The organism is Terribacillus saccharophilus (genome assembly GCF_046592895.1).
Lineage (GTDB): Bacteria > Bacillota > Bacilli > Bacillales > Amphibacillaceae > Terribacillus > Terribacillus saccharophilus_D.
Window position 1 is genome coordinate 261746 of record NZ_JAWVPU010000002.1, and the last position, 23142, is coordinate 284887.

At 47.6% G+C, this 23142-nt stretch carries 20 protein-coding genes, 1 other RNA gene and 2 other annotated features; of the genes, 19 read left to right on the top strand and 2 right to left on the bottom strand.

Annotated elements, in window-relative coordinates; all coding sequences use genetic code 11:
* The first annotated feature begins 22 nt into the window (after nucleotides 1-22).
* The 8 genes from recJ (at nucleotide 23) to ssrS (ending at nucleotide 9639) form a co-directional block, all read left to right on the top strand.
* Nucleotides 23-2368, top strand: coding sequence for a single-stranded-DNA-specific exonuclease RecJ (gene recJ, locus SFC66_RS07050; RefSeq protein ID WP_411218007.1), 2346 nt, complete (start codon nucleotides 23-25; stop codon nucleotides 2366-2368).
* Entirely contained in the window at nucleotides 2358-2873 is a 516-nt protein-coding gene (locus SFC66_RS07055) for an adenine phosphoribosyltransferase (protein WP_411218008.1), read from the top strand. Before recJ ends, SFC66_RS07055 begins: the two co-directional genes overlap by 11 nt.
* Nucleotides 2874-3044: 171 nt before the next feature.
* Nucleotides 3045-5261, top strand: a complete 2217-nt coding sequence (locus SFC66_RS07060; protein ID WP_411218009.1) for a RelA/SpoT family protein — start codon at nucleotides 3045-3047, stop codon at nucleotides 5259-5261.
* A gap of 16 nt (nucleotides 5262-5277) precedes the next feature.
* Entirely contained in the window at nucleotides 5278-5739 is a 462-nt protein-coding gene (dtd, locus tag SFC66_RS07065) for a D-aminoacyl-tRNA deacylase (protein ID WP_411218010.1), read from the top strand.
* A gap of 78 nt (nucleotides 5740-5817) precedes the next feature.
* On the top strand, nucleotides 5818-5988 hold the full coding sequence (locus tag SFC66_RS07070; protein ID WP_411218011.1) for a hypothetical protein: 171 nt from the start codon (nucleotides 5818-5820) through the stop codon (nucleotides 5986-5988).
* Nucleotides 5989-6034: 46 nt separating this feature from the next.
* Nucleotides 6035-6253 (top strand) — a binding site (T-box leader).
* Between the two features lie 75 nt (nucleotides 6254-6328).
* The gene (hisS, locus tag SFC66_RS07075; protein WP_411218012.1) at nucleotides 6329-7621 is read left to right on the top strand and encodes a histidine--tRNA ligase; all 1293 of its coding nucleotides are present in this window, start codon (nucleotides 6329-6331) and stop codon (nucleotides 7619-7621) included.
* Complete coding sequence (gene aspS, locus SFC66_RS07080; RefSeq protein WP_411218013.1) at nucleotides 7614-9398, top strand: aspartate--tRNA ligase; 1785 nt, start codon at nucleotides 7614-7616, stop codon at nucleotides 9396-9398. The genes hisS and aspS overlap by 8 nt, the downstream gene beginning before the upstream one ends.
* A gap of 62 nt (nucleotides 9399-9460) precedes the next feature.
* Nucleotides 9461-9639: non-coding RNA, 6S RNA (gene ssrS / locus SFC66_RS07085), on the top strand.
* A 54-nt stretch (nucleotides 9640-9693) separates the two neighbouring features.
* On the opposite strand, the gene SFC66_RS07090 is transcribed toward ssrS, so the two are convergent.
* The gene (locus SFC66_RS07090) at nucleotides 9694-10437 is read right to left on the bottom strand and encodes an RsfA family transcriptional regulator (protein ID WP_411218014.1); all 744 of its coding nucleotides are present in this window, start codon (nucleotides 10435-10437) and stop codon (nucleotides 9694-9696) included.
* 106 nt (nucleotides 10438-10543) lie between these two features.
* Entirely contained in the window at nucleotides 10544-11812 is a 1269-nt protein-coding gene (locus tag SFC66_RS07095; protein WP_411218015.1) for a replication-associated recombination protein A, read from the bottom strand.
* A gap of 158 nt (nucleotides 11813-11970) precedes the next feature.
* On the opposite strand from SFC66_RS07095, the gene cymR reads away from it, so the two are divergent.
* The 11 genes from cymR (at nucleotide 11971) to SFC66_RS07150 (ending at nucleotide 23083) form a co-directional block, all read left to right on the top strand.
* A complete protein-coding gene (gene cymR / locus SFC66_RS07100) occupies nucleotides 11971-12390 on the top strand; it encodes a cysteine metabolism transcriptional regulator CymR (protein ID WP_411218016.1) in 420 nt (139 codons plus the stop codon).
* A gap of 15 nt (nucleotides 12391-12405) precedes the next feature.
* The gene (locus SFC66_RS07105; RefSeq protein ID WP_411218017.1) at nucleotides 12406-13554 is read left to right on the top strand and encodes a cysteine desulfurase family protein; all 1149 of its coding nucleotides are present in this window, start codon (nucleotides 12406-12408) and stop codon (nucleotides 13552-13554) included.
* A 5-nt stretch (nucleotides 13555-13559) separates the two neighbouring features.
* Nucleotides 13560-14672, top strand: coding sequence for a tRNA 2-thiouridine(34) synthase MnmA (gene mnmA, locus SFC66_RS07110; protein ID WP_411218018.1), 1113 nt, complete (start codon nucleotides 13560-13562; stop codon nucleotides 14670-14672).
* A gap of 51 nt (nucleotides 14673-14723) precedes the next feature.
* Nucleotides 14724-15401: a tetratricopeptide repeat protein gene (locus SFC66_RS07115; RefSeq protein WP_411218019.1), complete on the top strand. Its 678-nt coding sequence runs from the start codon at nucleotides 14724-14726 to the stop codon at nucleotides 15399-15401.
* Between the two features lie 13 nt (nucleotides 15402-15414).
* Nucleotides 15415-17754 carry an SF1B family DNA helicase RecD2 gene (gene recD2 / locus SFC66_RS07120; RefSeq protein ID WP_411218020.1) on the top strand — a complete coding sequence of 780 codons (2340 nt, stop codon included), beginning with the start codon at nucleotides 15415-15417 and terminating at the stop codon, nucleotides 17752-17754.
* A 60-nt stretch (nucleotides 17755-17814) separates the two neighbouring features.
* Nucleotides 17815-18015 (top strand): hypothetical protein, encoded by a 201-nt coding sequence (locus tag SFC66_RS07125; RefSeq protein WP_411218021.1) that lies wholly within the window; start codon nucleotides 17815-17817, stop codon nucleotides 18013-18015.
* 1 nt (nucleotide 18016) lies between these two features.
* Nucleotides 18017-19081 (top strand): AI-2E family transporter, encoded by a 1065-nt coding sequence (locus SFC66_RS07130; RefSeq protein WP_411218022.1) that lies wholly within the window; start codon nucleotides 18017-18019, stop codon nucleotides 19079-19081.
* Between the two features lie 42 nt (nucleotides 19082-19123).
* Nucleotides 19124-19335: a binding site (T-box leader), on the top strand.
* Between the two features lie 53 nt (nucleotides 19336-19388).
* The gene (alaS, locus tag SFC66_RS07135) at nucleotides 19389-22025 is read left to right on the top strand and encodes an alanine--tRNA ligase (protein WP_411218023.1); all 2637 of its coding nucleotides are present in this window, start codon (nucleotides 19389-19391) and stop codon (nucleotides 22023-22025) included.
* 67 nt (nucleotides 22026-22092) lie between these two features.
* Complete coding sequence (locus SFC66_RS07140) at nucleotides 22093-22356, top strand: IreB family regulatory phosphoprotein (RefSeq protein WP_038561551.1); 264 nt, start codon at nucleotides 22093-22095, stop codon at nucleotides 22354-22356.
* Complete coding sequence (ruvX, locus tag SFC66_RS07145; protein ID WP_411218024.1) at nucleotides 22353-22781, top strand: Holliday junction resolvase RuvX; 429 nt, start codon at nucleotides 22353-22355, stop codon at nucleotides 22779-22781. The genes SFC66_RS07140 and ruvX overlap by 4 nt, the downstream gene beginning before the upstream one ends.
* Nucleotides 22782-22795: 14 nt before the next feature.
* Nucleotides 22796-23083, top strand: a complete 288-nt coding sequence (locus SFC66_RS07150) for a DUF1292 domain-containing protein (protein WP_411218025.1) — start codon at nucleotides 22796-22798, stop codon at nucleotides 23081-23083.
* Nucleotides 23084-23142: the final 59 nt, after the last annotated feature.

Below are 23142 nucleotides of genomic sequence, written 5' to 3' on the forward strand. Positions count from 1 at the left end.
CTTGGTTAGGGGGTCTTTTTTTATGTTGGAAAGCAGAATGAGATGGAAGGATAATAGCAGCAGCCCTTCAGCTCACGAGCCGATGGGCTTCGGTGTGTCTCCGCTTGTGGAGCAGCTGCTCTTGCAGCGAGGAATCACATCGGCAGAAGCTGCCAAACGGTTCCTTCATCCGTCTCTGGAGGACCTACACAGCCCGGAACTTATTTCTGATATGGATATTGCAGCCCAGCGGATCCACGCTGCAGTGGAGCAGGGTGAAAAAATACTGGTTTTCGGAGATTATGATGCAGATGGAGTTTCCTCCACTGTTGTTTTATTAGAGGCATTACGGGAGCTCGGGGCGGATTGTGATTATTACATTCCGAATCGATTCACAGAAGGTTATGGACCGAATGAGGCAGCATTTCGAGCTGCTAAAGATAATGGCTATCAATTGATTGTGACCGTCGATACAGGCATTGCTGCAAACCATGAAGCAAAAGTGGCAAAACAAATCGGCATCGATCTTATCATCACGGATCACCATGAGGTGCAGGAGACTGTACCGGATGCCGTGGCAGTCGTGCACCCGAAATGTTCTCCCGATTATCCGTTCCATGAGCTCGCGGGTGTGGGAGTCGCTTTTAAGCTGGCTCATTATCTACTTGGTTATTTTCCAAAACAGCTGCTTGATTTGGTAGTCATCGGGACGATTGCTGATTTGGTCCCGCTTGTCGATGAGAATAGGGTTCTGGCTGCAGAGGGATTGAAAGCAATCTCAACATCTGCAAGACCGGGGATTCGGGCGTTGCGGGACAGCTGCGGACTTGACGGTGTCGTAACCGAAGAGGATATCGGCTTCAAGATCGGTCCGCGAATCAATGCAGTCGGACGACTGCAGGATGCCGACCTGGCAGTCGAATTGCTTCTGGCGGCAACATACGAGGAAGCAGCTGAAATGGCACAGGAGATTCAAGCGCTCAATACGGAAAGACAAAATATCGTAGCCAAGATAGCCAAAGAAGCAGAAGCGATGGTCAGGGAACAGCCGGAAGAAGACAGCAGCCATGTGATCATCGTCGCAAAGGAAGGCTGGAATGAAGGCGTACTTGGAATCGTAGCCTCTAAATTGGTACGGACTTTCGATCGCCCGGCGATTGTCTTGGCGAAGCATCCGGAAAAAGGTACGGCAAAAGGTTCTGCCCGCAGCATCGATGCATTTGATTTGTTCCACCATTGCATGCAGGTTCGCGATCATTTCGTCGCTTTTGGCGGACATGCCCAAGCGGCCGGGATGACCTTGGAGTTGGAACAAGTGGATAAGCTGCGCAAACAATTGAATCGTATGGCAGCAGAAACGCTAACAGACGAGGATTTCAAGCAATCGCTAGCCATCGACTTGTCAGTTGCTGTCGATGATGTAACCATCGACTTGATTCGTGATATGGCCCAGCTTGCACCTTTCGGGATGCAAAACCCGAAACCGCTCGTCAAGCTTACTTCATCGATACGGGAAGTGAAGCTTATCGGTGCAAACAAGAATCATTTGAAGTTTGTATTCGCCAAAGAAAATATCCAGTTGGACGGAGTCTGTTTTGGTCAGGGAGATCTTTATCCATTCCTTACACCGGCAGATGAACTGGAAGCCGTTGGACAATTGTCCATCAACGAATGGAACGGAAGGCAAAAGCCGCAGATACTCATCGAAGATATAGCGGTAAAAGGCTGGCAGCTGCTCGATCACAGAGGAAGCAAGCAACTGCAAAAAGGCCTGCAAGTGAAGGCACCAGAGCAAACAGCAGTCGTTCGCTTCCGTCCAAACACGGATTTAGCTTGGCTTTCTGGTCAGATTCGGGTGCTGGATTATGAAACGGAAGGACTGACGAATGCCGCCGGCAATATCAAGGCTGTTATATTGGCAGATTTGCCACGCCGTTTGGAGGATCTTTCGTTTGTACTGAAGCAACTGCAGCCGGATTTGATTTATGCTTGTTATGATGTGAAGGAAAATGCTTATCTTCAAGGTTTTCCGGATCGTGACCAGTTCAAGCTGTTTTATGCAATCCTGCTGAAGCAAAAAACGATTGCTTACAGTAAGCTGCAGGAATATCTCAAAAACAGCCGAGGCTGGAGTGCGGAAAGAACGAAGTTTATTTCCGACGTGTTTTTTGAGCTACAATTTGTTAAACTAGATAAGGATCAAATTTCAATCAACCCAAGTCCTTCCAAACGTGACCTGGCTGACTCGGAAGTCTACCAAGGATTGCAGGAAGCGATAGAAGTCGAGAAGATCTTATATTATTCCGGCTATAAAGAATTGAAAGCGTGGCTGGAGCGCGTGCTTGAACGCGGGGAAGTTATCGAGGAGGAAGCAGTAAATGGATTATAAACAATATATTACAGTCGTAGAGGACTGGCCGAAACCAGGCATCAAGTTCAAGGATATCACTACTTTGATGGATAATGGTCCGGCATATAAATCAGCAGTCAATGAAATAGTTGAATTCGCGAAAGATAAAAACGTGGATTTGATCGTCGGTCCTGAAGCGCGCGGGTTCATCGTCGGCTGCCCGGTTTCATATGCTTTGGATATCGGATTTGCACCTGTCCGCAAAGAAGGAAAACTTCCTCGTGAAGTCATCAAGGTTTCTTACGACCTGGAGTACGGTGAAAATGTATTAACAATCCATAAAGATGCAATCAAGCCAGGACAACGCGTCCTCATCACGGATGACTTGCTTGCAACTGGTGGTACAATTGAAGCGACGATCAAGCTTGTGGAACAGCTTGGCGGTATCGTAGCCGGATGTGCGTTCTTTGTGGAACTATCCTACTTGGACGGCCGTGAAAAGCTGGATGGCTATGAAGTGCTTACACTAACAAGCTACGAATGATAAATCATATCGGACTAAATCGGAGTGCCTCATATGGGGCACTCTTTGTTTCATATAAAAACAGATACTTGTCGAATCTATCGGATATTTGTTAAGCTAATAAAAATAACATGTGACAGTTCAGAACCCTCGTCGCTTTTGCAGACGATGAGAAGGAGTTTAGCTAAAGAGATGCCAAAGGAAAAAGTTCTAACGGCCGAAGAGGTCATTCAAGAAGCAGCCCGATACCTGTCGGACGAGCATGTTGCTTTTATCCGGAAAGCGTATGAGTTCGCCGAAAAAGCACATGAAGGACAGTTTCGCCGTTCTGGGGAAGCCTATATCATCCACCCTGTCCAAGTGGCCGGTATCCTTGTCCATTTGGAACTGGATGCAGAGACGATTGCTGGCGGATTCCTGCACGATGTTGTGGAAGATACGCCTGTTACGATCGAGGAAATGGAAGAAGCTTTCAATCCTGAGGTGGCCATGCTGGTCGACGGCGTGACTAAACTAGGTAAAATCAAATATAAATCCAAACAGGCGCAGCAGGCTGAAAATCATCGGAAAATGTTTGTTGCAATGGCAAAGGATATCCGGGTCATCTTGATTAAGCTTGCCGACCGTTTGCATAATATGCGTACACTGAAGCATCTTTCCCCGGAGAAGCAGCGGCGTATTTCCAATGAAACACTGGAAATCTTCGCTCCGCTTGCACACCGACTCGGAATCAGCACGATCAAGTGGGAGCTTGAAGATACAGCGCTTCGTTATATGAATCCGCAGCAATATTACAGGATCGTTCATTTGATGAAACAAAAGCGTGAGCAGCGGGAAAGCTATATCGGCGATGTCATGGATCAAATCCGCAGCCAGCTGGGTGAAATCAATATCGATGCCGATATATTCGGACGGCCGAAGCACTTGTATAGTATTTATCGCAAAATGGAGCATCAGCATAAGCAGTTCAATGAAATCTATGACCTGCTGGCGGTTCGTGTGATCGTGAAAAGCATCAAAGACTGTTATGCGGTTCTTGGTGTGATCCATACATGCTGGAAGCCGATGCCGGGACGATTCAAGGACTATATCGCGATGCCGAAGCTGAATTTGTATCAATCCTTGCACACAACGGTCATCGGACCGAAGGGTGATCCGCTCGAGGTGCAGATCCGGACCGAGGAAATGCATGAGATCGCTGAATATGGTATCGCGGCGCACTGGGCGTATAAAGAAGGCAAACAACATAATACCAGCACGCAAAAGAAATCTTTCGAAGAAAAACTGACTTGGTTCCGTGAGATTCTTGACTTTCAGAATGAGTCGGAGAACGCGGAAGAATTCATAGAATCACTGAAACTCGATTTATTCAGTGATATGGTTTATGTTTTCACACCGAAGGGCGATGTGGTGGAACTGCCATCGGGCTCCGTCCCGATTGATTTTGCTTATCGGGTGCATACCGAAGTAGGCAACCATTCCGTCGGTGCAAAAATAAACGGCAAAATGGAGCCGCTTGAATACAAACTGAAAAATGGCGATATCGTGGAAATGATGACATCCAAACATTCCTATGGTCCTTCGCAGGATTGGGTGAAGCTGGCACAGACCACCCATGCCCGGAATAAAATCAAGCAGTTCTTCAAGAAGCAGCGCCGGGAAGAAAATGTGGCCAAAGGCAAAGAGCTTGTCGAGGAAGAAGTAAAACAATCCGGCTTTGATTTGAAACTTGTGTTCACACCTGATAACCTCCGCAAAGTGGTGGAGAAATTCAACTTCACTTCAGAAGAGGACATGTATGCAGCCGTCGGATATCAAGGCATCACCGCGGCTCAGATCACGACCAGGCTGACCGACAGCCTGCGCCGGCAGAATGAAAAAGAAGAAGCGATGGAGAAGACGATCGAAACGGCGAAAATGGCCAACGCATCCAAGTTTGCTGCTACAAGCCGCAAACGTGATTCCGGCGTACGTGTCGAAGGTGTTGACAATATGCTCGTTCGACTTTCGAAATGCTGCAATCCCGTACCCGGGGATGAAATCGTCGGTTACATTACAAAAGGGAGAGGCGTCAGCGTCCATCGTTCCGACTGTCCGAATATGCAGACAGAAGAAGCACAAACGCGCAAGCTGCAAGTTGATTGGGAAAACAATGCCACAAGTGCGAAGCAGTACCACGTCGATTTGGAAATCACGGCTTTTGACAGACATGGATTGATGAATGAAGTATTGCAGGCGGTCAATGAAACGCGTACACAAATCACAGCTGTCGATGGAAAGTCTGATAGAAATAAACTGGCCATGATCCATTTGACGATATTGATACACAACGTTGGACATCTTCGGAAAATAGTGGAACGAATCAAGCAAATAAAAGATGTTTATACGGTTACGAGAATGCTGCAATAGAAATGGGGCACTAGCAATGAAAGTGGTAGCACAGCTTACTAAAGAAGCTTCTGTCACGGTCAGTGATGAAGTGATCGGTAAAATAGGCAAAGGATTCATGCTGCTAGTCGGCATCACACATGAAGATACCGAGGCTGATTTGGATTATATCGTCAATAAGCTGATCCATCTTCGTGTGTTTGATGATGCGGATGGGAAGATGAATGACTCGCTCCTGCAAGTGAGCGGGGAAATCCTGTCCATTTCGCAGTTCACCTTGTATGCAGATACACGCAAAGGACGGCGGCCCAGCTTCACGGATGCAGCCAAGCCCGATGCAGCTAAAAAGCTTTACGAGCAATTCAATGAAAAACTGACCGAAGCTGGTATCCACGTCGAAACCGGGGAATTCGGTGCTCAAATGGATGTGCAGCTTATCAATGAAGGACCCGTTACCATCATCTTGGATAGCAGGGATCGACCGAACAAGGAAGCATGATGCTTTCTTGTTTTTTTGTATAAAATCCCCGGGAAAAGTGCAAACTGTTGTCGACAAAACGTAAAAGGTGTGATCGGTTTGCGAGGCAGTGACGCACAGCAGCAAGCATTTGCTGCATCCCGGCTCGACAGCATAAGACATCGAGGTGAGCCTGCTTCTTTGATGTCCGATGCATTCGTACCAGGTGCAGGCGGAATGGCAGAAGCGATGGAACGAAAAAAAATACAAGAACGGCTAAAACAATCTTGACAATCTTTCTAACAAACAGGTACTATTATTACAATCTAAAGAAACCGGAAATCCAATGAGGGAAAGAGTAAGTCGAAATCACTGTGTACAGAGACCAGGCGTCATAGGCTGTAAACGTCTGGCACAGCTTCGAACTGAAAGACATTCCTTAGGATCACTGTCGAACAACGCAGTAGACAGTGACGTAGCAGGCGTTAACTGACCAAGGTGGGGTACAGTTGTATCCAACTAGGGTGGCAACGCGGGAAAAACTCCCGTCCCTTGTATTATGGGGACGGGGGTTTTTTGTCGTTATTTTTAGGAATCCGGGGATTGGGTCATTAGTCGAGGAGGTTATCACATGGATATGAAAGCGCCAAGAGGTACACAGGATATCTTGCCTGGTACATCAGAGAAGTGGCAGTATGCAGAAAAAGTACTGACAGATTTGGCAAGCAGATTCAACTACAAGGAAATCAGGGTGCCGATTTTTGAGCACACAGAACTGTTTCTTCGCGGTGTCGGGGAAACGACCGATATCGTACAAAAGGAAATGTACACATTCAAAGACAAAGGAGATCGCAGCCTGACGCTCAGACCGGAAGGAACAGCTTCCGTCGTCCGCGCTTATGTACAGAATAAACTCTATGGTCAGCCAGAGCAGCCGACAAAGTTATTCTATCATGGACCGATGTTCCGTTATGAGCGACCGCAGCAAGGGCGTATGCGCCAATTCATTCAGTTCGGTGTCGAAGCACTGGGCAGTGAAGATCCGGCTATCGATGCGGAAGTGATCAGCTTGGCGATGAGCGGTTACCAGCAGCTTGGCTTGAAATCGTTGAAATTGGTCATCAACACACTTGGTGACAAAGAAAGTCGTGATGCACACCGGACAGCTTTGATAGAGCACTTCACGCCTGTTAAAGACGAGTTGTGCAGCGACTGTCAAAACCGCCTGGAGAAAAACCCATTGCGCATACTGGATTGTAAGAAAGACCGGGAGCATCCAAAAGTGAAAAGCGCGCCTTCCATCCATGACTACCTGAATGAAGAGTCCAAGACTTATTTCGACGCTGTAAAAGACAATCTCGATGCAATCGGAATTCCTTATGAAGTGGATCCGAATCTAGTAAGAGGCTTGGATTATTACAACCACACAGCGTTTGAAATCATGAGCAATGCAGAAGGTTTCGGAGCTTTGACGACACTTACTGGCGGCGGCCGTTATAACGGTTTGGTCGAAGAAGTGGGTGGTCCTTCCACTCCGGGTATCGGTTATGCACTCAGCATCGAACGCTTGTTGTTTGCACTGGAAGCAGAAGGCATCGAATTGCCAGTGAAAACAGGTACGGATGTTTATGTTGTTGCTCTTGGAGAAGGGGCAGTCCAAAAAGAAGCGGCTAAGCTGACGTATCAGCTGCGTTTGGCTGGTTTGACTGCAGATAAAGATTATCTTGGCAAGAAAATGAAAGGTCAGTTCAAAGCTGCCGATCGTCAGCAAGCGAAATTCGTAGTGGTGCTTGGTGAGGATGAGCTGGAAAAAGGTGTCATCTCCTTACGCAACATGCAGGATGGGCAGCAGAATGAAGTGGCAATCAAGGAAGCTGTTGATACAATCAAACAACAGCTGGATGGAGGAAAAGCGGATGAGTGAAAGAAAAAAGGCAGGAATACTGCGAACGAGCCACGCAGGCGAGACAGTGACAATCAAAGGATGGGTACAAAAACGCCGTGATTTGGGCGGATTGATTTTTGCTGATATCCGGGATCGCTCCGGAATCGTGCAAGTAGTATTCAATCCTGACGTATCCAAGGAAGCATTGGCTACTGCTGAGCAAATCCGTTCCGAATTCGTGGTCAGCGTGACAGGTAAAGTTGTGGAAAGAGAAGAAGCAACGAAGAATTCGAATATGGCGACTGGTGAAATTGAAATTGCAGCCGAGGAAATGGTCATCCTGAACAAAGCGAAAAGCCCGGCATTTCAAATCGAGGATGAGGTGGATGCATCTGAGGATGTCCGCTTGAAATACCGCTATCTTGATCTGCGCAGAAAGCCTCTGCAGGAAACATTCCGTCTTCGTCACCAAGCGACACAGGCGATCCGCAATTTCCTGAACGAAGAGGAATTTTATGAGATGGAAACACCGATGCTTACGAAAAGCACGCCGGAAGGAGCACGTGACTATCTTGTCCCAAGCCGTGTGCATCCAGGTGAGTTCTACGCACTTCCGCAATCTCCGCAGCTTTTCAAACAGCTGCTGATGATTTCCGGCTTCGAGAAATATTATCAGATTGCCCGCTGTTTCCGTGATGAAGACTTGCGTGCAGACCGACAGCCTGAATTTACGCAAATCGATATCGAGACTAGTTTCATGTCCACTGAAGATATCATCGGTATGACAGAACGTATGATGAAGCGTGTCATGAAGGAAGTGAAAGACGTGGAAATCCAGGTTCCATTCCCGCGTCTGCCGTATGCAGAAGCGATGGAGCGTTTTGGTTCCGATAAGCCGGATACACGTTTCGGACTGGAGCTTGTCGATGTGAGGGAAGCAGTGAAATCTGCTGAATTCAAAGTATTCCAGGATGCAATTCAAAACGGTGGCCGCGTCAGCGCGATCAACGTCAAAGGACAGGCGGCGAACTTCTCCCGCAAAGACATCGACGCTCTGACTGATTTTGTTAAGATATACGGTGCAAAAGGACTTGCGTGGGTCAAAGCGGAAGCGGATGGATCTCTGAAAGGGCCGATTGCAAAATTCCTTGACGAAACAGTCCAAGCGCAGCTGAAAGAAGTCCTTTCTGCTGAAGCGGGTGATTTGCTCGTATTCGTTGCAGATAAAACGAAAGTCGTCTTTGACAGCTTGGGAGCGCTAAGAAGCAAACTTGGCCGTGAGCTTGGTCTTATCGATGAGTCATTATTCAATTTCCTGTGGGTGACGGATTGGCCATTATTCGAGTATGATGAAGAAGACGGACGCTATTATGCTGCGCATCACCCCTTCACGATGCCGGCTGCAGCAGATATCGACAAGCTGGAGACAGATCCTGCTTCTGTCAAAGCCGAAGCGTACGACATTGTCCTCAATGGCTATGAACTTGGCGGCGGGTCTCAGCGTATCTATCAAATGGATCTACAAAATCGCATGTTCGAAGTCCTCGGCTTCACGAAGGAAGAAGCACAGGAGCAATTCGGCTTCCTATTGGATGCTCTTGAATCCGGAGCACCTCCGCATGGCGGAATCGCACTTGGTTACGACCGTTTCATCATGCTTCTATCGAACAGTACAAATCTTCGGGACACGATTCTTTTCCCGAAAACTGCATCCGCATCCGATCCGCTGACAGATGCGCCGGATCCGGTAAGCAAGAAGCAGCTTGATGAACTGTATTTGGATATTCAAAAGAAAACAGCTGGGCAGGAATCGTAATAGACAGAGTTACCAGTTGAAAACTCTGTTAAACCATGCTAATATAGTTCCATAATCAAATAGCAATCCTGATGTGTTCGTTCTTCATATGTTTTGACCGATTACAGTGAAGTACGGGAGCCCGAAAGTCTTCACGCGGCATGCAAGCCTCCATGGAGTGGACGCATAAAGTGTGAATCAGGGCACCCACCTGCGGAGAGCGGGTTCAAAACTTCAATAGGACGGCACGATCGGGATTGCTATTTATCGTTTAAATGCACAAAGCAGCACACACCTTTTGGGTATGTGCTGCTTTTTATTTTGCCACTTGTTCCAGGTTGCCGTTTTTGTCCATACGGAACGCTGGCGAACCAAATCCATCTTTCTCTTCAAAGATAACCATCTTGCGTGCCCTGTCCATGATTTGGATGAGCACTTGATAATCTTCTTTCATCGTTTGCAGCTGAGTTTTCAATCCATCGCATTCTTCCTTGAGCTGCTCATTTTCCTGCCGGAGATTATAACTCTCGGCTTCCAGATGATGAATCGTCTGTCGGCTCGTTTCACTAGTTTGATAACCTTGTTCCAACGTTTGCAAATAACGGATCACCTGGGACAAATCCAGCTCATCTGTTTGCTTGATGGTATTTGTTTCCGATTCAGTATTGGTATGTTCACCTACGATGAAAGTCTCTTGGGCAATCTCCGCTTCGAATCGGGCCGTTTCTTCATCCATTGTAATCGGGAAGGCTTGTTGTCTTTCCTGGATGGACATTGCCGGGCTTGGCAGCTGGACTTGAGCTGCTGGTTTTTGTGTTCTTTGTTCGGCTCGTTTTTTCTCTTTGCGTTGGCGTTTTGCTATCGCAACCGCCTGTTCATAGCGATTGCGGATTTCAGCATTCCAGCGGAAGCCGCAAGCTGCCGATGTGCGGTTCAATTTGTCGCCGACTTCATCAAAAGCCCTCAGCTGCGTGCTGCCTTCCCGGATATGCCGAAGCACTGTTTCAGCCAGCAATAAATCATCTTCATGACTCCATGCATCTTGTCTTACTTTAACCATATGAGCTAACACTCCATTTCCTATCTGTTAATCTACAAACATAGAAAGTAATAAAAACTGTTAGCCACATTGTTACCGCAGAATGCTGCTCATATACCTATAATGCTCATTTTCTTTTTGTCACCCGTTCATAGACTTGTTTGAGTGCTTGCTCGAACTTACCGGTATCGACTGGATCGTAATATCTCCTGTTCTTCAGCAAGTCAGGTAAATATTGCTGTTCCACCCAAGCCCCGGGATAATCGTGCGGATATTGATAACCGACGCCTCGTCCCATGTGCTTGGCTCCTTGGTAATGGGCGTCTTTCAAATGGGCAGGCACCTCGCCGACTTTACCGGAGCGGATATCTGAGAGTGCGGCATTGATACCTTTGTATGCACTGTTCGATTTAGGAGATAAACAGAGTTCCACGATTGCATTGGCCAAAGGGATGCGCGCTTCGGGGAAGCCGACGCGTTCAGCTGCCTCCACAGCAGCCAGCGTACGCGGGCCTGCTTGCGGATTGGCGAGTCCGACATCTTCATAGGCGCACACGATCATGCGACGGCCAATGCTGTCAAGATCACCTGCTTCAATCAAACGAGCCAAATAATGCAGCGCCGCGTTCACATCGCTGCCGCGTATCGACTTTTGAAACGCACTCAGTACATCGTAATGCGCGTCGCCATCTTTATCATGTGAAAAACTCTTTTTCTGCATGCATGCTTCTGCCACTTCCAAATCCACCTGTACGATGCCGTCGACGGCGGGTGTGGAGTATGCAGCAAGCTCCAGACCATTCAATGCCGCCCGTAAATCGCCTCCTGATGAACTTGCGAAATGATCCAGGGCATCTGCTGCTATCTCGAGCTGCATAGTGCCGAGTCCTTGTTCCGGATCATGCACGGCACGCTGCAGTGCTTCTTTTACATCCGCAGGTTCCAGACTGTGCAGTTCGAACAAATGACAGCGGCTCCGGATTGCCGGATTTATAGAATGATAGGGATTGCTCGTCGTACAACCGATCAAGGTGATCAGATTACTCTCGATATGCGGCAGTAAAAAGTCTTGCTTCGCTTTATCCAAACGATGGACTTCATCAAGTATGAGCACGAGCTGGCCGCTCATCTTCGCTTCTTCCACCGCTATTTCCATATCTTTTTTCTTGTCCACGACCGCATTCAGCAGTTTATAGCGTATCTGTACGCTGGAGGCAAGTGCTGTAGCCATCGAAGTTTTCCCCGTTCCCGGCGGTCCGTACAGGATCATCGAGCTAAGTCTGTCTGCTTCCACCATCCTGCGGATCATCTTACCTTCCCCGACGAGTTGTTTCTGACCGATGATCTGGCTGATATCCTGTGGTCGCATGCGGTATGCCAATGGTTGTCTGGCCATAATGATTCCTCCATCCTGTTTCTGCTTGTCTTAGCGTATCCAGCCATCAGGGAAAATGCAAGCCACTTGCTATCCATGGTATAATATTTTCTGGTATAATAATCGTTATTGTTTTGGGAATGTAACATTACAGAGGCTGTTATGAGGAGTTTTAAGAGATGAAGATATCGACTAAAGGACGATATGGCTTAACCATTATGATCGCTTTGGGAAAACATTATGGAGAAGGACCTGTCTCCCTGAAGACCATCGCGACAGAAAATAAATTGTCTGAGCATTATTTGGAGCAGCTGGCTGCACCTTTGCGGAATGCCAGTCTGGTGAAAAGCATCCGCGGAGCCAAAGGCGGTTATATGCTTGCGTCAGCTCCTTCCGAGATTACAGCAGGTGATATCATCCGGACGCTCGAAGGGCCGATCACACCTGTGGAAGGTATCGAAGAGGAGGAACCGGCGAAGCAGCAGCTTTGGCTGCGTATCCGTGATGCAGTCCGGGACGTTTTGGATACGACCACTTTAGAGGATCTTTGCCGTCATGGAGACGATAAGAGCCAGGATCCTTACATGTTCTATATTTAATGGAGGCAAGCAGTTATGAAACCAATCTATCTTGATCACGCGGCCACGTCACCGATGCACCCCGACGTCATCCAAGCGATGATCCCAGTGATGGAAAGCACATTCGGGAATCCATCCAGTGTCCATGCATATGGAAGAGAAGCGCGGCACATCGTGGATGATGCCCGTGAAAAAGTCGCAGCCAGCATCGGTGCAGCGGATAAACACATCATTTTCACAAGCGGAGGCACAGAGGCTGATAATATGGCGCTTGTCGGCGTGGCGAATGCCTGCCGTGAACAAGGCAAGCATATCATTACGACTGCAATCGAACATCATGCTACACTACATGCAGCCAACTATCTGGAAAGCCAAGGCTTTGAAATCACGTATTTGCCAGTCGATGCCACGGGAGCGGTCAAGCTTTCCGACCTGCAGGCAGCACTGCTTCCGGATACAATCCTTGTATCCGTCATGATGATCAACAATGAAACAGGTATCATGCAGCCGATCCAGGCGATCGGTGAACTGCTTCGTTCCCATACTGCCTATTTCCATACGGATGCAGTCCAAGCCTATGGAACAGAGGAAATCGATGTGGATGCATTGGGTGTGGATTTGCTGAGTGTTTCTGCTCATAAGATCAACGGACCAAAAGGAATCGGTGCTTTATATGTAAGGGACGGTGTCCGCATCAAACCGATCACTTATGGTGGGGAGCAGGAGCGCAAACGCCGTGCGGGTACGGAGAATGTTGCTTCCATCGCAGGCTTTGGCAAAGCAGCCGAACTGGCTATGCTAAAACGTGCAGAGAGAAGGGTTGCTTACCAGCAGCTTCAGGATGCATTCACTGCCGAGCTTGAGCGTACAGGAATCGATTTCCATATCAATGGAGAGGGCGGACAGCGTTCTGTAGGAATCATCAATATCAGTTTTCCCGGAACGAATGTCGAGTCCTTGCTGATGAACTTCGATCTATCAGGTGTAACCGTCTCGAGCGGCAGTGCGTGTACGGCAGGTTCTGTCGATCCATCACATGTACTGAAAACGATGTATGGAGAAGATGAACGCGTCACGAACAGTATTCGCTTCAGTTTCGGATACGGGAATACAGTTGAGTCCGTCACAGAGGCTGCCCAGACAGTCGCTGCTATCATAAAACGCCTAACAAAAGGAAAGGAGTGACAAAGATGAAAGAAAACAAAGATATTCGTGTCGTCGTAGGAATGAGTGGCGGTGTCGATTCTTCCGTTGCAGCTCTATTGTTAAAACAGCAAGGCTACGACGTGATCGGCATTTTCATGAAAAACTGGGATGATACGGATGAAAATGGCTTCTGTACTGCTACAGAAGATTATGAAGATGTAAAAAAAGTTGCGAATCAAATCGGTATTCCATATTACGGGGTGAACTTCGAAAAGCAGTATTGGGATAAAGTATTCACATACTTCCTTGACGAATACAAAGCAGGACGCACGCCGAATCCGGATGTGATGTGCAACAAAGAAATCAAATTCAAAGCGTTCATGGATCATGCCATGTCACTTGGAGCTGACTATTTGGCAACTGGACATTATGCACAAGTAACAGAGCGTGACGGTAAAACGGTCATGCTGCGCGGCTTGGACGAAAACAAAGACCAAACGTACTTCCTGAACCAATTGACGGAATCCACACTTTCCAAAGTCATGTTCCCGCTTGGCGGAATGGACAAAAAAGAAGTACGCCGCATTGCAGCTGAGAATAATTTGGCTACGGCGACGAAAAAGGATTCCACCGGTATCTGCTTCATCGGCGAGCGCAATTTCAAGAGCTTCCTGAGCGAATATCTTCCAGCGCAGCCTGGTGTTATGTCCACATTGGACGGTGTGGTGAAAGGGAAACATGATGGTCTCATGTATTACACGATCGGACAGCGTCAAGGTCTTGGCATCGGCGGCGAAGGCGAACCATGGTTCGTTGTCGGGAAAAACCTGAAAGATAACATCTTGTATGTAGAGCAAGGATTCGATCACGAAAGCTTGTACTCCGATGCGCTGATCGCTTCGGATATGAGCTGGGTTTCCGAAACAGAATTGACAGGACCCATCACCGTGACTGCCAAATTCCGCTACCGTCAAAAAGATAGCAAAGTAACGGTCACACCGGTCGGGGATGGTAAAGTCCGCGTCGATTTCCACGAACCGCAGCGTGCCATCACACCAGGACAAGCAGTCGTCTTCTATGATGGCGATGTATGCCTTGGCGGAGGAACGATCGATGATATCATCAAGAACGAACAACAGCTTGAATACGTCGGTTAAAACGGAAACCCTTGTCTAATGGCAAGGGTTTCCCTTACATAGAGGAGTGAAATGATGGATCATATCAAATCAGGAATAGAAGCATTGCAAAAGCAGGACCTGGAGGGGGCTGCCAAGCATTTCAATGCAGCTATCGAAGAAAATCCAAATGACCCAGTCGGATATGTCAATTTCGGCAATCTGCTGATGCGGATGAATGATTTGGAAAAAGCGGAACGTTTCTTCCGGCGCGCCATCGAGCTGGATGAGAAAGCTGCAACTGCTTATTATGGTTTGGGGAGTATGTATTACACTGGGGAAAAGTACGATAAGGCGACACAGCAGCTGATGGAAGCTTTGAAACTTGGCTTGGATGAAGGAGACGTGCATTATTTGCTTGGTATGTCCCTATTGCAAACCGAGCAGGAGAAGCTTGCACTTCCGTATTTACAGCGTGCAGCAGAGCTTGAAGATCGCGATGCGGCTATCGTTTTCCAATATGGACTGGCACTTGCCAATGCAGGGGAAGTCGATACGGCACAGCAAGTACTGCTTGGTCTGTTGGAATGGAGTCCAGACCATAGCGATGCCCTTTATAATGTAGGTGTTGCATATTTGTACCAGCAAAAACTTGAAACAGCACTTGCATACATGGAAAAAGCACTCAAAGCACAGCCTGACCATGAAATGGCGATGCACGGCAAGGCGCAGATCGAGCTGATCATGGAGCAAATCGAGAACGAAGAGTAAGGAGCACAGGCGTATGGAATATGGGGAGACAGCCGAAAGCCCAAAAGGCTTTGTGAAAGGTGAATTATTGCATACGATTTTCCGGAAAGAAGAAGAGCAGTTTTCCATTGTCCGGATCAAGGTATTGGAAACCAATGAGACGATCGAGGCAAAAGATATCGTCATCAAAGGGTATATAGGCGAGCTGGATCAAGGCGAGCCTTATTTGTTCTATGGTTCGATGGTCAACCATAAACGTTTCGGAGAACAATATGAAGTGACGGAATACAAGCGTTATGTACCGGAAACAAAGGATGGACTCATTCAATACCTTTCCAGTGATCTATTTTATGGAATCGGAAAGCGGATTGCAGAAAGGATCGTGGCAAAGCTCGGGGAAAATGCGATTGCGGATGTCCTTACGAATGCAGAACTGCTGGATAATATCCAAGGGCTTAACGATGAGAAGAAAGAAAGATTCCTCCACGACCTGCGTACGCATCAAGGGTTTGATCACGTGATGGTTCATTTGTCGAAGTACGGTATCGGGCTGAAGCTTGCACAGAAAATCTACAAGGTGTACCGCGACGAAGCAATCAAAGTGCTGGAGAAGGATCCGTATCAGTATGTTTTTGACATCGAGGGATTCGGTTTTCACCGGGCGGATGAAGCTGCCCGTCAAAATGACTTGGCGATGGACCATGACAGCCGGCTGCAGGCTGCATGCTTGATGGTGCTGCAGGACAGCATGCAAGCAGGTCATGTGTATTTGCCGAACGAAGAAGTGATCAAACAAGCAGGAGTTCTGCTCAGGAGTGCCCAATTCGGCATTGGTGCAGAACAGATCGAAGAACAGCTTGGTGTTCTGCATGCTTTGAAAAAAGTGGTCAAAAAGGAAGACCGTGTGTATCATCCGATGCTTTATTACGCGGAGACAGGCTTTTGCAGTCATATGCAGCGCTTGACTGAAAAGGATACCGAAACGGAAATCGTTCAAGCCGAACTCCTGAAAATCATCGGTAAGCTTGAGGAAGCTGAGACGATCAGCTACGGAAAAGAGCAATTCGAGGCAATCGAGCAGGCGCTTCAATCAAAGGTCATGATCCTGACCGGGGGACCCGGAACCGGAAAGACGACGGTAATCAAAGGTTTCATCAAAGCATATACAGAGATACATGAACTTTCCCTTGATCCAAAAGATTATAAAGATAAAGGGGAAAGCTATCCATTCGTTTTGACTGCACCAACCGGAAGGGCAGCCAAACGGATGCATGAGTCGACGAATATCCCGGCAAGTACCATTCACCGGCTGTTGGGCTGGGATGGTAATGATTCTTTCGAGCGTGATGAAGACAATCCGCTGTCAGGGAAACTGCTGATCGTGGATGAGTTCTCGATGGTGGATATCTGGCTGGCAAACCGACTGTTCAAAGCCATTCCGGATGATATGCAAGTGCTGCTAGTCGGGGATGAGGATCAGCTGCCGTCTGTCGGACCAGGACAGGTATTATCGGATTTGCTCCGTTCGGAAGCAGTGCCCCGTGTGATGCTGAAGGATGTTTATCGTCAAAAAGAAGGCTCGAAAATCATTACGATAGCCCACAGCATCAAAAATGGGACGCTGACACAAAATGAATTGGAAAAAGATAAAGATTTCAATTTCATCCCTTGCCGTGAACATCAAGTCGTCGATGTGATCACCCAAATCGTTGGACGCGCCGTCGAAAAAGGCTGGGATTTACGCGATGTCCAGTTGCTTGCACCGATGTACCGCTCACAAGCGGGCATCCATGAGCTGAACAAGCAGCTTCAGCAGCTTGTCAATCCGAAAGACAAGCAAAAAAGGGAAATGGCTGCAAAAGACGTCATATTCCGAAAAGGTGATAAAGTCATCCAGCTTGTCAATGATCCGGAAGAGGGTGTCTTCAATGGCGACATCGGTGAAGTGGTCGCCTTGTTCCGGGAAGAAGAAAATGTCGAGCAGAAAGAGCAGCTCGTCGTTGCATTTGACGAAAAAGAAGTTGTGTATGAAAGCAAAGATCTTTCGAATCTGATGCATGCTTATTGCATTTCGATCCATAAATCACAGGGCAGTGAATTTCCCATCGTCATCTTGCCAGTCGTGCCGGGGTATCGCAGGATGCTACGTAAAAATCTGCTGTACACCGGAATCACCAGGGCGCAGCGTTCGCTGATACTTGTCGGGGAAAAGCAGGCATTTTTACAAGGTATTCAAACGGAAGATACGAATCAGCGCTATACTTCCCTTGTCGAGCATCTTGGCATTCATCAAGAAGGAGGAGATGATATCGACAGAATGCTGCGGGAGGCAGAAGCGGAGCAGGAAGATATCTCTCCTTATGATTTCATGTAGTATATACAAGGGAATTTTTGGACATTCTAACATGTAAAAAAGGATTTGGAGTGATCCGACATGTTGAAATGTCCGAATTGCAGCAGTAAAGATATCGGAAAAATCGGCCCTGAGCAATATTATTGCTGGAACTGTTTCATCGAATTGTCATATAAAGATGAGATGCTTTTCCTTCATCAAGTGGAAGAAGATGGCTCGCTGAGTTCGCTGGACGATTTGTTTACTGATGAGGAGCGGAAATGCGACGGCGCATCCTTCTAGGATGATGAAAGAAGCATCCCGTCTTTACCGTGTCCTGTTATGGATGGTGACGATCGTCGTCGCCTTGCTGCTGTGTTTCCTGCTTATCAAACTTTACCCATTTTATCGTTCATTCTTGCTTTTCATTGGCGGTCTGTTTCTACCTTTTACCATCGCAGCATTGATTGCGTACCTGCTGCATCCAGTCATTGATTTACTGGCATCATGGCGCTTGCCGCGCTGGATGTCGATCCTCATCATCTATACGCTTTTTTTCGGTTTGGTCGGTTTTTTGGTATACAAAGGTGTCCCGGTGCTGATCACTCAAATGAAGGAATTCAGCCACAATCTGCCGGCGTTATTGCAGCGTTATGATCAGTATGTGCAGTTCATGTATGAGCGGACAGCCTTCCTGCCGGAAACGGTGCATGACCAATTGGATGCTGTTTTGTATGGCTTGGAGCAACGGGCGGAGGGATTCCTTACAAAATTGCTGCATGCTTGGAATAAGCTTCCCCAAGTGATGATTTTTCTCGTGGTGACTCCTGTCATCGTCTTTTACATGCTGAAAGATACACAGAAAATCGGGCATGCCGGTCTGATGCTGCTTCCGAGCCGCTATCGGGGAAGTGTGAAGAGCCTGGTGCTTCGAATCGATGATAACCTTGGGCATTATATCCGTGGTGTCTTGCTTGTCAGCTGCATCGTCAGTCTGCTGACGTGGACGGCATTCACGCTGATCAAGCTGCCGTATTCCTTGATACTTGCCCTTTTGGTCGGCGCGACGAACATCATTCCTTATTTCGGGCCGATCATCGGGGCGATTCCAGCCATTTTAGTAGGACTTACCATCAGTCCGAATACAGCACTCCTTGCCGGGTTCACGGTCTTCGTCATCCAACTGATCGAAGGGAATCTGCTTTCGCCTTTCATTGTCGGGAAGAGCATCCATATCCATCCGCTCCTCATCATTTTCGCCTTGCTTGTAGGCGGGGAACTTGGCGGGATAATCGGTATGATTGTTGCTGTCCCGGTTTTGACGATCTTAAAAGCATGTGTGGATACAGCAAAGGAAGCGGATGTTTGACAAAAACCGCTTTTTTCTCTATACTAACGCTTAGATTTATAGCGAAAAGCGATGAAGGTACAAGTACATGACGTCCTTTTATCAAGAGAGGAGATTCCTTGGCTGGGAGAATCTCCATAAAAGTGTGATGGAAAGCTATACCGGAGCTCTGAGTTAATCCTTATCGGCTGCGCACCGTTATCCGCGCCTAAAGGTGATAGACCATTTCCGGTCTATAATCAGGGTGGTACCGCGATCATACTCTCGTCCCTGCATATGGCAGGATCGGGAGTTTTTTGTGTGTTTACATAATAAAGGAGGCATTTTTATGGAAAGATTAACGTCTGCTGAAGTAAGACAGAAATTCCTCGATTTCTTCAAGGAAAAAGGACATAGTGTCGAGCCAAGCGCTTCGCTGGTTCCAGTGGAAGATCCCACTTTGCTATGGATCAACAGTGGTGTTGCGACACTGAAGAAGTATTTTGACGGGCGAGTTGTGCCGGAGAACCCGCGTATCGTGAACGCACAGAAAAGCATCCGTACAAATGATATTGAAAACGTCGGCTTCACTGCGCGCCACCATACATTCTTTGAGATGCTCGGAAACTTCTCGATCGGGGACTATTTCAAGAAGGAAGCAATCCTTTGGGCATGGGAGTTCCTGACAGATGAAAAATGGATCGGTTTCGATCCGGAACGTTTATCCGTAACCGTTCACCCGGAAGATGAAGAAGCGTATCAAATGTGGCGTGATCTAGTTAAATTACCAGAAGAACGGATAATCCGTACGGAAGAGAACTTCTGGGATATCGGTGAGGGTCCAAGTGGTCCGAACTCGGAGATTTTCTACGATCGCGGAGAAGAGTATGGGAATGATGCAACAGATCCGGAGCTTTATCCTGGTGGCGAGAATGAACGCTACCTGGAAATCTGGAACCTTGTATTCAGCCAATTCAACCACAATCCCGATCATACCTACACTCCGCTGCCGAAACAGAACATCGATACAGGTATGGGTCTTGAGCGGATGGTATGTGTCATCCAGGATACCAAAACGAACTTCGAAACAGATCTATTCATGCCGATCATCGAAAAGACCGCAGCTTTCGCTAAAAAAGGCTATGGCGAAACTGCAGCAGATGATACAGCATTCAAAGTCATTGCCGATCATATCCGGACAGTTTCCTTTGCTATCAGTGATGGTGCGCTTCCATCCAACGAAGGCCGCGGCTACGTACTTCGCCGTCTGATTCGACGCGCAGTGCGTTATGCGAAAAATATTGGTATCGAAAAGCCATTCATGAAGGAGCTTGTGCCGGTTGTGGGAGACATCATGGATGCCTTCTATCCGCAAATCCTTGAAAAACGTGAATTCATCGAGACTGTCATCCAGACAGAAGAAGAACGTTTCCACGAGACACTCGCTGACGGTCTGACTATCCTGAACCGCATCGTAGCGGAAGAAAAGGAAAAAGGAAGCAATGTCTTCCCTGGTACAGAAGTATTCCGTTTGTATGACACATATGGATTCCCGAAAGAACTGACAGAGGAATATGTGAGTGAGGAAGGCTTCACGATCGATGAAGCAGGTTTCGAGGAAGAAATGAAACAGCAGCGGGAACGAGCTCGTGATGCACGCCAGAAAGTGAACAGCATGCATGTACAAGATGGCGTGCTGCAGGAAGTGGAAGCTGAAAGTGAATTCGTAGGGTATGACCGGACGGAAACGGATGCGAGCATCCTTGCCATCGTCAAGGACAAACAGCTTGTTGACGTGGCTGTTGAAGGCGACGAGATTCTCTTCATTTTGGATGAAACTCCATTTTATGCTGAAAGCGGCGGACAAGTGGCGGACGAAGGCTGGGTAACGACAGAAACAGCGACTGTTTTCGTTCAATCAGTCAAAAAAGCGCCAAAAGGGCAGAACTTGCATCAAGCAGTAGTGAAGCAAGGACAGATTCAAGTGAAGGAAAACGTCCATGCCAAAGTTGATACAAGCAGACGTCAGCATGTTGTCAAAAACCATACAGCAACGCATCTATTGCATCAAGCGTTGAAAGATGTATTGGGCACACATGTCAATCAAGCTGGATCCTTGGTTGCTCCTGAGCGTCTTCGTTTCGATTTCTCTCATTTCAATGCAGTATCAAAAGAAGAATTGGATAAGATAGAGGAAATCGTCAATGAGAAAATCTGGGATGAACTTGCTGTCAGCACGTCTTACCAAAGCTTGAGTGACGCGAAGGAAATGGGTGCGATGGCGCTGTTCGGCGAGAAATACGGCGATGTCGTCCGCGTTGTCCAAATCGGTGATTACAGCCTGGAACTTTGCGGTGGTGTACACGTTCGGAATACTTCTCAAATCGGTCTGTTCAAGATTGTTTCCGAAAGCGGGATCGGTGCTGGCACACGCCGAATCGAGGCAGTGACTTCCAAAGAAGCATACCGTTACACGCAGCAGCAGCAGCAGACTTTGTCTCAAGCTGCAGCAGGACTCAAAACAACAAACGAGCAAGTTCCTTCCCGAATCGAAGCAGTATTTGCCGATATGAAGGAAGTACAGCGTGAACGCGATAGTCTGCGCAGCAAACTGTCACAGCTCGAAGCTGGAAATATCCTGGATAAGGTAAAAGAAGTGAAGGGCGTAAAAGTTCTTGCAGAACAAGTGGATGTAGCAGATATGAACCAGCTTCGCGGCATGGTCGATGATCTGAAACAAAATCTCGATAGCGGCGTTATCCTGCTGGCAGCAACAGCTGAGGGTAAAGTACAGCTTGCAGCAGGCGTGTCCAAAGATTTGATCGGGCGCGGCCTTCATGCCGGAAACTTGATCAAAGAAACAGCGAAACGCTGCGGCGGCGGCGGTGGCGGTCGTCCGGATATGGCACAGGCCGGTGGTAAAAATCCGGAGCAAGTACCGGATGCACTCGCATATGCTGCAGTATATGTCGAAGAACAGCTTTGATTTTCCAAATCCGACAGAAAAGTATATACTGAAAAAAAGACTGGCAATTTAAGCGAGGTGGCTGCACGTGAGTTCAATGGATAAAACAATGAAGTTCAACTTTCCGGAAGAACCGATGGATGAAAATGTCCGGGAAGTATTAATGTCCGTATACGAAGCATTGCGCGAAAAAGGATACAATCCGATCAATCAGATTGTCGGCTATCTGCTGTCCGGGGACCCGGCTTATATTCCCCGGCATAAAGATGCCAGAAACCTGATCCGCCGCATGGAGCGGGATGAGATTGTGGAACAGCTGGTAAAATTTTATCTGGAACAGAACAAATCATGACTGACATACTAAAAACGATCGGTCTGGATGTCGGATCCAAAACGATCGGTGTGGCAGTCAGCGATGGGCTTGGCTGGACTGCCCAAGGTCTGACGACGATTTATTGGAATGAACCGGATTATCAAACAGCCAAGGATGAACTGCAGCAAATCATCCAACAGCATGAAGTCACAAGGGCTGTGGTTGGCATGCCGAAGAATATGAATGGTACAATCGGTCCAAGGGGAGAAGCTTCTCAAGCTTTCTCCCAGTGGATCACAGAAGAGTTTGGTATCGAAACCGTGCTGTGGGACGAGCGTATGACGACAATGGCAGCAGAACGTGTGCTGCTCGAAGCAGATCTCAGCCGGAAAAAACGTAAGAAAGTAATCGATAAGATGGCCGCAGTCATGATTCTGCAAGGCTTTCTGGATTCGAAACAATAAGGAGTGTAGCCATCATGGCATTGGAAGAAAAAGAACGTATCGTAATCCCGGATGAAAACGGGGAAGAGCATTTGTTTGAGGTTTTATTCAACTTTGACGTAGATGAAACGGGACATTCCTATATCGCAGTCGTGCCAGCTGAACAAGCGGAATCCGATGATGAAGTGGAAGTATTCGCTTTCCGTTATGAAGAGCAAGGTGACGACAAGGATTTGACATTGTTCCAGATCGAAACAGAGGAAGAATGGGAAATGGTCGAAGAAATGCTTAATACGCTTACTGATGAGGAAGACGGCAACTAATCTTGTAATAGGCAGTCCTCTCTTTCCGATAAGGCAGAGAGGATTTTTTCTTGCATCTT